Origin of the sequence: Modestobacter marinus, assembly GCF_019799945.1 — a bacterium.
Classification (GTDB): domain Bacteria; phylum Actinomycetota; class Actinomycetes; order Mycobacteriales; family Geodermatophilaceae; genus Modestobacter; species Modestobacter marinus_B.
The window spans coordinates 46,781-55,972 of the sequence record NZ_JABGCH010000028.1; the positions used below are offsets into that span (position 1 = coordinate 46,781).

The following is a 9,192-nucleotide window of genomic DNA, read 5'->3' on the forward strand; positions in this document are numbered from 1 at the left end:
CGGCCCGAGTCGATCGCCGTCCACCCCGTCGTCGCCGTCGGGCAGGTGCATGCCGGTTCGTCGTACGTCGAGGAGCGACACCGGTCCGCGCTCGGAGTCGGCAGACCCGGGAGGTCGGCCGACCTAGCGTCCTCGGGCGACGGTGCCCGTCCGGGCGTCGAGTGCCGAGCAGCTGGAGGAACCTGTGCGATGTCGCGCACGGCTCTGACCACGGTCGTGCTCGTCGTCCTCGTGTGGACGGCGATGCTGTCCTTCGGCGGCGTGGCGGCGGAGACCGTGATGCTCTACCCGAACATCTTCGGCGACCCACCGGCGTCCCTGGACCGGGCCCGTGAGTTCCTCGTCGCGGGTGGTCCCAGCGACTACTTCCCCCCGTTGGGCGCCACGGTCGTGCTCACCAGCCTGGTCGCGACGGTGCTGACGTGGCGGGAGCCGCGGCTGCGGTGGTGGCTCGCCGCCGCGGCGACGGTCTTCACCGCCTGCGAGTTCCTGTTCTCGGTGGTGTTCTTCTGGCCGCGCAACGAGATCATGTTCGTCGACCCGGTCGGCACCCACGCGCCGGAGTACCTGCGGCAGGTGGCCGAGGAGTTCGTCGCCGGGCACCGGGTGCGTCTCGTCGGCGGCGCGGTGACCTCCGCGCTGGCGTTCACGGCGCTGCTGCGCTGGGTCCGCGCCACCGCCGCGGTCGCGGCCGAGCGGGTGCGGGTCGGCCGCGGAGCGCGCCCGTCCCCGGACGGCGGGGAGCGATGACCAGTGAGGGGACGGCGGACGACGACGTGCCGCGCACCCGCGCCGCGTGTGCCCTCGCCGCCCACGCTCCCGGCTGCTCCGGCGCCGACCTGCGGGAGCTCGGCGGCGGGCTGGACCACAGCGCGTTCCTGGCGGGGGACCTGGTCCTGCGGGTCGCCGGCCCGGGAGCCCGCGCCGAGGTCACCCGCGAGGCCGAGCTGCTGCGGCTGGTCGCCGCGCACGTGTCCGTCCCGGTGCCCGTGCCCCGCTTCGCCGACCCGGTTCTCGGCGTGCTCGGCTACCCCCTGGTCTCGGGGCGGCCGCTGCTCGGACGGGCGGCACCCGAGGGGGCCGCTGCCCGGCTGGGGCGGGTCCTGCGCGAGTTGCACGGCGTCCCCCGGGCGGAGATCGGTGACCGGGCCCCGGTCGATCCCGCCGAGCCCGACGCCTGGCTCGCCGACCTCCCCGGCCCCGCGCCGCTGCTGCGGACCCTGCGCGCCACCCGACCCCGCCCGGCCCGGCAGCTGGTGCTGGCGCACACCGACCTGGGTGCCGAACACCTCCTCGAGTCGGACGGCGAGCTGACCGGGATCATCGACTGGGCCGACGCGGCCGTCACCGACCCCGCGCTGGACCTCGCCCGGCCGTACCGGGACTTCGGCCCCGCCTTCCTCGACGACGTGCTGCTCGCCTACGGCTCCGACACCCCGGAGTTCCGGCAGCGCATCACGTTCTTCGCGCGGTGCGCCGCGCTGGAGGACCTGGCCTACGGACGGGAGAGCGGCCGGGAGGCGTACCGCCGGGCCGCCGAACGCAGCGTCGCGTGGCTGTTCCCCGGCGCGGCGGAGCCGACGGCATGACCACGACGCCCGGGCACCACCCGCGGACCTTGCACCTGCCGACCGGCGAGACCGTCACGATCCTCGCCTCGGGCCGCGACACCGGCGGTGAGCCCACCGATCTCCGCTCGGCGATCCGGGTGGTCGCCGCCGGGGAGTCGCTGCTGTCCCCGGCGGTCACCGGGACGGTGCTGCGGTCGCTGGCCGACCGGCTGCGGGCCACGGTGGACGACGCGCCGCTGCAGGGCCTGACCGAGCGGGAGCGGGAGGTGCTGGCCCTGGTGGGGCGGGGCCGGTCCAACGAGGAGATCGCCCGGGAGCTGTTCCTCTCACCGGCGACGGCGCGCACCTACGTCTCGCGGCTGCTCGCCAAGCTCGGTGCCCGTGACCGCGCCCGCCTGGTGGTGCTCGCCTACGAGACGGGTCTCGTCGTCCCGGGGACGTGACGACAGCGCGGCCCGTCGCGGTCAGGACGGCGCGGTGGCCGGCGCCGTCGGGGTGCCCGGGCGGAGCCCGGCGGCGATCTCCTCGGCCCAGCCGCGGAGGGCCTCCCAGTCCCGGAAGTCGCCGAGCGGTGCGCGCATGGCGGTGACCATCGCCCGTTCCCCGACGGTCAGCAGGCGCTTGTCCAGGCGTCCCGGGAACACCCGCCGTCCCTGAGCGCCGACCATGGCGGCGATCGGACCGGCGTCGTGCGGCTCGTCCGGCGGGAACGGCGGCTCACCGATCGGCCCGCTGCTGAGCAGCCAGACCGGCCGGACGCGCAGCGCCGTCACCTGGTCGGCCGCGTAGTGCCGGGCCGGCTCCAGCCAGCGGCCCACGTACACCGCGCTGGCCAGCACGACGGCGTCGTAGCGCGCGGCGTCGGGTCGTCGCTCGATGGGCAGGGCCTCGGCGGTCAGCCCGCACCGCTGTCCGGCCGCCGATTCCTGCAGGGTTCGGGCGAGGAAGGTGGCCATCTCCATCGTGGCGCCGTGCTTGCTCGCGGCTGCCACGAGGACGCGGGGCTGGGTGGCGCTCATCTGCCGTACTCCGATCGGTCGGTGGGGGAGAGGTCGCTCCGCTCGGGGCGCCGGTCCGGGTCTCCGGCCCGTCCCGGTGCCAGCGAGAGCGCGAGGACGGGAGCCCGGGCCAGGGGAGCGGCCGCGGGCGGGACGAGCAGCACCGGAACGCCGGCCTGGCTCAGCACCGCCCGGAGGACCGGCGGCAGGGCGCCGGCCGGGTCCCCGCGGCCCACGACGAGCAACTGCGCGCCGCGCTCGGCCGGTCCCAGGTGCCGACCCGAGGGGTCGTCCGGCCGACGGCAGCGGATCCGTACGCCGGGCGCCGCCCGGCCCATCCGCTCCACGGCGGCGGCCAGACCGGTCCCGGCCGGTCCGACCGGCCCACCGGTCCGCGAGAGGTCCACGACCTCCAGGTCGCTGCCGCGGGTCGTCGCCTCCAGCAGAGCGGTCGAGAGCAGACGGGAGGACGTCGCGGCATCGCGCGGGTCGACGAGTGCCACGACGGGGCCGTCGACGACGCGGCCCGACGGGACGGCGGCGCAGAGCACGGGACACGGCGCCCGGCGGACCACCTCCACCCTGACGCGGCCGAGCACGCCGGACGACGGCGCCGCCCCGTGGGGGCCGAGGACGAGCAGCTCGGCGGAGGCGGTCTCCTCGAGGAGGACCTCCGCCGCGGTCCCCTCGACCAGGGCAGTGGTGATCTGGCCCCCCGGGTACTGGCGGAGCAGGGTCTCCCGCAGGTCGCCGAGCGCCGCGAGTGCCGCCCGGCGGGCGGCCTCCCGGCCGGGGGGTACGGGTCCCGCGCCGGGGGAGGGCACGGGCCGGTCGAACGCGCGCACCAGACGGACGGGCAGGAGCCGGCGACGCGCCACGGCGGTCGCGGCTGCTGCCGCCGCCGCGGCGAGATCGTAACCGTCGACGCCGGCGACGACCGCCGGGAACCTGCTGCTCACACCCATGTGGTGCCTCCCCGCCCGTCGGGCACCGGCCGCGGGACGCGGTCCCGGACGGCGTCGTCCCGGCGTCGCCGGGGGGCCTCCTCTGCAGGCGCGGCGAAACCGATTCGGAGCAGCATCTGCGGGTGCTGCTCCCCGGTGATCCCGGCGCGCAGCTGGTCGCGGGTCCGGGAGACCTCGAGGGCCTGGGTCATCGGGCCGGCCGCCCAGCCCAGCCGGGTGAGCTGCAGCAGGAGCCGTTGCAGCGCCTCCCCGGCGCGGAGCCAGGCAGGCGGGTCGTCCGCCCGGGTCGCCAGCAGCACGAACGACCGGTCTGCTCCGGACTCGCTGTCCGCCCTCGCCCGCTCCGGTGGGAAGGGGTCCTCGGGAGCGGACGGGCCGCCGGCCGGTGCGGGCTGTGTCCGCCATCGGCGGAGGTCCGCGCGGCAGGCCGGATCGCCGCTCTGCGCCATGTCGGCCTCCCGGCTGAGCTGCACGACCAGGCGGCGGTGCTCCGGAGTGAGCACCGGCACGAGCGTGGCGCCCTCCGCGGCGGCCGCCGCGGCGAGGTGGTCCAGCAGCTCATCAGGCACCTCCTCGGCCAGGAAGCCGCGCCGGTTCGACCGCCGCTGGTGGACGACGGACGCCAGCTGGGCGATCCCCGGCTCGGGAGCTCCGTGGACGGGGCGCACGACCGCCGCCAGGTCGGGGCGGGCACTGTCCGGGAAGCGGTCCACCGCCACCGCCCAGCCGCCCGCAGCCAGCGACACCCGCACGTTGAACAGGGCCGCCCCCAGGCTCTCCACGAGCTCCCGGCCCGCCGGGTCCAGGGCGGCCAGCCGGCGCGACGGATCGGCGAGCAGCTCCAGCCGGTCGCGGTGCAGCACGATCGTCCAGGGCCGGCTGTCGTGCACCGACGGGGCGGCCCGCGCCGCGTCGGCGGCGGCCTCCAGCGCCCGCATCCGCTCGTCGAGGGACGGGTCGGGCGCCTCACCCGTGGGCGAGCCGCCCGTCGTCGGCGTCGTCATCGTCGGACTCCCTCCCGGTGGTCCCTCGACGATCGCACCGGAAGGACGGCGGCGCCCGGGTCGCGAGTCACTTCCGCCGGGGACCAAGGACCCCCGCGCTGCGCCGCGTCAGGACCGCGACCGTGGAGCCGACAGACCCGCTGCGCACCGGGGAGCCCGCCATGGGCACGCCCGGAACCGGTCGCCCCGATCCGACCCGGCTCGGACCGTTCCGGACGGCGCGCTCCGGCGCCCGGGTCCGGGCAGCGGTCGCCGAGACAGGCGTGCGCGGGCGCACACGGGTCCAGGTGCTCACCGGGCCGGTGGCGGAGGTGCTCACCGCCCTCTCCGAGCCGGCCGACGTGCTGGTGCCCGGCCGGGACCACGGGGAGGCGGGTCGGGCGGGCTGACGCTCGTCGCCGGGCCGGGCGACGGCGACCCGGTCAACTGGGCGGCCACGTCGTCCGCCCACCGGTCGATCGCGGCCCAGTCGCGCTGGTCACCCGGCCGCCCCCCGACCCCACGCCAGAAGGCGCGGCCCGCCCGGTTCATCCCCTCGGTGACCACCACCCCGGCGAAGAGCCGGTGGTCGCGCCGGACGAGGCCCGCCGGGAAGCCCTGCTCGATCCGTCGGACCTCCTGCCTGCCCAGCCACCGCCGGAAGGCACCGGTCGGCGCCAGGCCACCCACGCTGAACGCTCAGCAGGGACGGGCCGGCACCGAGGCGGCTCGCTGGAGGAACCCGACGGCGGCGGGCAGCCACGCCATGCCGTGCACCGCGCTGCCGACGACCCAGGCCCCGTGGTCGTCCGGGTCCAGGTCGGCCGACAGGGGTGCGCAGGTCACGGCCACACCGCCGGCGCGCAGGCGGGCGGCGATCCGGTCGGCGACGCCCCGGGTGGAGCCGGCCGCGGACGCGTGGCCGACCAGCGCCGTCCGGTCCGGCCGCGGCACCATCTCAGCCTGCCGTCCTCGAGGTGATCGGGACCACGGCGAGCGGGCAGGGAGCCCGGTGCAGCACGCCGTGGGTGGTGGACCCGAGCGTGGCCAGCCGGTTGCGCCGGCGGTGCCCGATGACCAGGAGCTCCGCGGTCAGCGCGGCAGCGACCAGGGCCCGGGCGGTCCTGTCGCGGACCACCACCTCGCGCACGGGCACGGCCGGGACCTCGTCCCGCCATCCGGCCATCGCCTCCGCCAGCACGCGTTCCTCGTCCGCGCGGACGCTGCTCCAGTCGATCAGGACGCTGAGCGACTGGTAGGGCGTCTCCAGGACGACGTCCTGCCAGGCGTGCACGGCGATCAGGTCGGTGCCGCGGGCCGCGGCCTCCTCGAAGGCGAAGGCGAGGACCTCGTCGTCACCGGGCCGACCCTCGACGCCCACGACGACGGACCGTCGCTGGCTGACCGCGGCGGAGACGTCGTCGGGGAGGACGAGGACGGGGCAGTCGGCCGTGGGGACGACGGCGCCGGCGGTGGACCCCGTGAGCAGCCCGGCACCCCACCGACGCCGCGGCTGCCGAGGACGACGAGCTGGGCGCGCGCAGACGCCTCCCGCAGCACGTCCGCGGGCGCACCCTCGACCACCGACCAGCTCACCGGGCCCTCGCCGACCGCGTCCGTCACCTCGGCGGCGACGGACCGGAGCACCTCGGAGACGCGCTGGTTGACGGCGGAGAAGAGCCCGGGCTCCGGTGCCACGGTCACCGTGCCGAAGAAGGCCCTGGGCAGCGCCGAGACGAGCTCGAGGGGCGCGGAGCGGCGCCGGGCTTCCGCCGCGGCGAGGTGCGCGGCCGCACGCGCGTTCTCCGATCCGTCGACTCCCACGACGACAGGTCGACCGGGGTCGGGCACGGTCATGGCTGTCTCCTCCTCGCTCAGCGGGTGTGCGCAGGGGGTTCACCGCGGGTGTCGACTGCCGTGGCCGGGTCCTCGGCCGGGTCCAGACCCTCGATCCGGACGTCGATCACCCCGGGAACGGTCCGGGCCAAGCTCGTGACGGCCCGCTGGAGGGTGCCCGGGTCCGCGGTGGCGTCGCTGTCCAGCGGACCCCGGCCGACCCGGCGCACGGTCGCCACCCCGTCGGACACGGCGACCGACCAGCCGTCCGGGTCCTGGGTGTACGCCTCGACCAGCCGCAGCAGGTCCCACCGGATGTCGTCATCGGAATGGACCAGGGTCCGCAGCAGGTCCCGGCGGCTGACGATGCCGGCCAGCCGGTAGCCGTCCACGACAGGGACGCTGCGCAGGCGGGCGTCGACGAACAGCCGCGCGACGTCGGCGACGTCGGCGGCACGGTCCGCACCGGGGAGGTCATCACCCCGCGCACCAGCAGCGCCGGAGGCGTCCGCGCCCCGGACTCGCGGATCAGGGGCAGCCGGGGGTCCTGCGGCAGGCGGTCGCGCAGCACGTCCGCCTCGGTGACGATGCCGATCACGACGCCGTGGTCGTCCACCACGGGCAGTGCCGCGAACCCGCGGTCGGCCATGACCGCGGCGGCGTCCTTGGCCGGCGTGTCCGGGCCCACGGTGACCACGTCACCGGTCATGACGTCCCTGATCTGCACGGCTTCCCCCTCGTCCTCGGCGGCGAGGACGAGCTAGGGCGACGGCACCGGCCGGTACAGGGACGTGCGGAGGCTGCGAGCAGGGACCGAGGTCCCTCCCCGCTCCGGCCCCCGACGGTCATCGTGGTCACGGGCGCCCGGCATCGGGTCCGGGTCAGCGATCGAGGAGCCGACATGACCGCAGCCGCGGGAGTCGCCGCCGACACGAGCGTGGCCGAGGCCGGGCGGCGTCCACCCCGGGTGGTCGTGGGGGTCGACGGTTCACCGGGCTCGCGGGACGCGCTGGTGTACGCGTTCACCGCTGCGGCCCGACTGGGCGCGGAGCTGGAGGTCGTGTCGACCTTCTCCCTCCAGCTCGTCTGGATCGGCGGGTACCCACTGTCGATGCCGGCCGTGGCGACGATCCGCGCGGAGACCGAGTCGCGGCTGGGGGAGCTCGTGCTCGAGGTGCGCGCCGACAGCGCCGTCACCGCCGTGCCTGGCACCGCCGACGTGCGGACGGTGCTGGTGGTCTCGGTGGGGGCGGCAGCCCAGCGTCTCGTGCACGCCTCCGCGGACGCCGACCTGCTCGTGGTGGGCAGCCGCGGGCGGGGTGCGGTCCGCAGTGCGCTGCTGGGCTCCGTGGGCCTGCACTGCGTGACCCACGCGCCGTGTCCGGTGGTGGTGGTCCACCCGGCCCCGACCGGACGACCGGGCAGGGTGCTGGTCGGGGTGGACGGGTCCGAGGGGTCACGTGCCGCACTGGCCGCCGCGGTCCGGGAGGCCGCGTGGCGAGGTGCCGAGGTCGACGTCGTCACCAGCTCCGGGACGACCGACCACTGGGCCGACGTGTCGGCGGGGAGCATCTCGTCGGTGGAGGTGCGGCTGGACCTGAAGCGCGGCGCCGAGGCCATGGTCGAGGACGTGCTCGCCGAGCACCGGGCCCGCTCCGACGGTGCGGCGCCCCGGGTCCGGGTGGTGGTCGCGGAGGGTCCCGCCGCGGACGTGCTGGTGCGCTGGTCCTCCGACGCCGAGCTGCTGGTCGTGGGCAGTCGCGGGCACGGTGGGTTCCGCGGGCTCCTGCTGGGCTCGGTGGCGCTGGCCTGCGCGATGCGCGGCTCGGGTCCGGTGATGGTCGTGCATCCCGCGGTGGAGCCAGGCCGGCGTCCCGGCGGTGGGGCAGGGCACCGCTGATCCCTCGCGAAGGCGGCGGAGGGGTCGGGACCTTGGTCACTGGGAGTCAGACACCCCGCGCCGTACGTTGTCCTCATGACGGAAGGCACTGACGTCCAGAGCGCTGACGACGGCGTCGTCCGGATCGCGCAGATCTCCGGCGGCGTCCTGGTCGGGCACGACGGGTCGGAGGGTGCCGAGGAGGCGCTCCAGTGGGCGGCCGCGCTGGCCGCGCGGGCCGGTTGGCCGCTGCACGTGCTGCGCGCCTGGCGGATGACCACCGCGCCCCAGCCGGCCAGCTGGGAGTTCGGGTACGTGCCGCCGCTGCCGGACTACGAGAAGGCGGTCCGCGAGGAGCTGGAGGCCCGCGTGGCCGCCGCCCACCTGGACCCCACGCTGTCGGTCACCTGCCACGTCACGCAGGGCTCCCCGGCGCGGGGGCTGATCGAGTCCGCCGTCGGCGCCGACCTGCTCGTGGTCGGCGCCCGCGGACTGGGCGGGTTCGCCGGCCTCGTGCTGGGCTCGGTGAGCGACCAGTGCGTGCGGCACGCCCCGTGCCCGGTCACCGTGGTGCGGTCCAGGGACTGAGCGCCGGTGACCCGGCGCAGGCGATCCTCGACACGGTCGGCGCGAACCCGGCGAACCTCATCGTCGTCGGCAACCGTGGACTCGGCGCGCAGGAGGAGCAGCTGCTGGGGCCGGTCCCCGGTGACGTCGTGAAGAACGCCGTCTGCGACGTCCTGGTCGTGCACCAGCCGGCCGAGGCCTCCGCCGACGGCACCGACCGGGTCGCCGCAGCCGACCCCGCAGGCCGGCCGCCCACCGGCTGACCGGCGGGGGAGCAGCCGGCCCGGGGGGGGGGGGGGGGGGGGGGGGCCCCCCCGGGTTCCCGGTGCCGGCAGGGGGGCGCGGGCCGGGGGCGCGGCCCCCCCGCCGGGGGGGGCGGGGGGGGACCGGCGA

The 9,192-nt window shown here is 76.9% G+C and carries 13 protein-coding genes and 2 pseudogenes; 7 read left to right on the forward strand and 8 right to left on the reverse strand.

Annotated elements, in window-relative coordinates; all coding sequences use genetic code 11:
• Positions 1 to 189: 189 nt before the first annotated feature.
• The 3 genes from HK417_RS19550 to HK417_RS19560 are packed head-to-tail and all read left to right on the forward strand — an operon-like array spanning position 190 to position 2,014.
• Complete coding sequence (locus tag HK417_RS19550) at positions 190 to 750, forward strand: DUF1772 domain-containing protein (protein ID WP_222269835.1); 561 nt, start codon at positions 190 to 192, stop codon at positions 748 to 750.
• On the forward strand, positions 747 to 1,589 hold the full coding sequence (locus HK417_RS19555; RefSeq protein ID WP_222269837.1) for a phosphotransferase: 843 nt from the start codon (positions 747 to 749) through the stop codon (positions 1,587 to 1,589). Before HK417_RS19550 ends, HK417_RS19555 begins: the two co-directional genes overlap by 4 nt.
• Positions 1,586 to 2,014, forward strand: a complete 429-nt coding sequence (locus tag HK417_RS19560; RefSeq protein ID WP_222269839.1) for a helix-turn-helix transcriptional regulator — start codon at positions 1,586 to 1,588, stop codon at positions 2,012 to 2,014. Before HK417_RS19555 ends, HK417_RS19560 begins: the two co-directional genes overlap by 4 nt.
• A gap of 21 nt (positions 2,015 to 2,035) precedes the next feature.
• On the opposite strand, the gene HK417_RS19565 is transcribed toward HK417_RS19560, so the two are convergent.
• The 3 genes from HK417_RS19565 to HK417_RS19575 are packed head-to-tail and all read right to left on the reverse strand — an operon-like array spanning position 2,036 to position 4,538.
• Positions 2,036 to 2,590, reverse strand: a complete 555-nt coding sequence (locus HK417_RS19565) for a flavodoxin domain-containing protein (RefSeq protein WP_222269841.1) — start codon at positions 2,588 to 2,590, stop codon at positions 2,036 to 2,038.
• Positions 2,587 to 3,528: a universal stress protein gene (locus tag HK417_RS19570; protein WP_222269843.1), complete on the reverse strand. Its 942-nt coding sequence runs from the start codon at positions 3,526 to 3,528 to the stop codon at positions 2,587 to 2,589. Before HK417_RS19570 ends, HK417_RS19565 begins: the two co-directional genes overlap by 4 nt.
• On the reverse strand, positions 3,525 to 4,538 hold the full coding sequence (locus tag HK417_RS19575) for an Acg family FMN-binding oxidoreductase (RefSeq protein ID WP_222269846.1): 1,014 nt from the start codon (positions 4,536 to 4,538) through the stop codon (positions 3,525 to 3,527). The genes HK417_RS19570 and HK417_RS19575 overlap by 4 nt, the downstream gene beginning before the upstream one ends.
• Before the next feature lie 122 nt (positions 4,539 to 4,660).
• Between HK417_RS19575 and HK417_RS19580 the strand changes: the two genes are divergently transcribed.
• Positions 4,661 to 4,927 carry a hypothetical protein gene (locus HK417_RS19580; RefSeq protein WP_222269848.1) on the forward strand — a complete coding sequence of 89 codons (267 nt, stop codon included), beginning with the start codon at positions 4,661 to 4,663 and terminating at the stop codon, positions 4,925 to 4,927.
• A 289-nt stretch (positions 4,928 to 5,216) separates the two neighbouring features.
• On the opposite strand, the gene HK417_RS19585 is transcribed toward HK417_RS19580, so the two are convergent.
• The 5 genes and pseudogenes from HK417_RS19585 to HK417_RS27015 all read right to left on the reverse strand — a co-directional run.
• Positions 5,217 to 5,474 (reverse strand): flavodoxin domain-containing protein, encoded by a 258-nt coding sequence (locus tag HK417_RS19585; protein WP_222269850.1) that lies wholly within the window; start codon positions 5,472 to 5,474, stop codon positions 5,217 to 5,219.
• Between the two features lies 1 nt (position 5,475).
• Complete coding sequence (locus tag HK417_RS19590) at positions 5,476 to 5,898, reverse strand: universal stress protein (RefSeq protein WP_222269852.1); 423 nt, start codon at positions 5,896 to 5,898, stop codon at positions 5,476 to 5,478.
• Positions 5,817 to 6,374, reverse strand: coding sequence for a universal stress protein (locus HK417_RS26600; protein ID WP_222269862.1), 558 nt, complete (start codon positions 6,372 to 6,374; stop codon positions 5,817 to 5,819). Before HK417_RS26600 ends, HK417_RS19590 begins: the two co-directional genes overlap by 82 nt.
• A 17-nt stretch (positions 6,375 to 6,391) precedes the next feature.
• Positions 6,392 to 6,799 (reverse strand): annotated as a pseudogene (locus tag HK417_RS25750) (CBS domain-containing protein); the annotation flags it as partial.
• Positions 6,800 to 6,927: 128 nt separating this feature from the next.
• Positions 6,928 to 7,062, reverse strand: a pseudogene (locus tag HK417_RS27015) (CBS domain-containing protein); the annotation flags it as partial.
• Between the two features lie 192 nt (positions 7,063 to 7,254).
• Here HK417_RS27015 and HK417_RS19605 point away from each other — a divergent pair.
• The 3 genes from HK417_RS19605 to HK417_RS19615 all read left to right on the forward strand — a co-directional run bounded on the left by HK417_RS19605 (position 7,255) and on the right by HK417_RS19615 (position 9,062).
• Positions 7,255 to 8,253, forward strand: a complete 999-nt coding sequence (locus HK417_RS19605) for a universal stress protein (protein ID WP_222269882.1) — start codon at positions 7,255 to 7,257, stop codon at positions 8,251 to 8,253.
• A 75-nt stretch (positions 8,254 to 8,328) separates the two neighbouring features.
• A complete protein-coding gene (locus HK417_RS19610; RefSeq protein WP_222269884.1) occupies positions 8,329 to 8,820 on the forward strand; it encodes a universal stress protein in 492 nt (163 codons plus the stop codon).
• The gene (locus tag HK417_RS19615) at positions 8,787 to 9,062 is read left to right on the forward strand and encodes a universal stress protein (protein ID WP_222269886.1); all 276 of its coding nucleotides are present in this window, start codon (positions 8,787 to 8,789) and stop codon (positions 9,060 to 9,062) included. The genes HK417_RS19610 and HK417_RS19615 overlap by 34 nt, the downstream gene beginning before the upstream one ends.
• Positions 9,063 to 9,192: the final 130 nt, after the last annotated feature.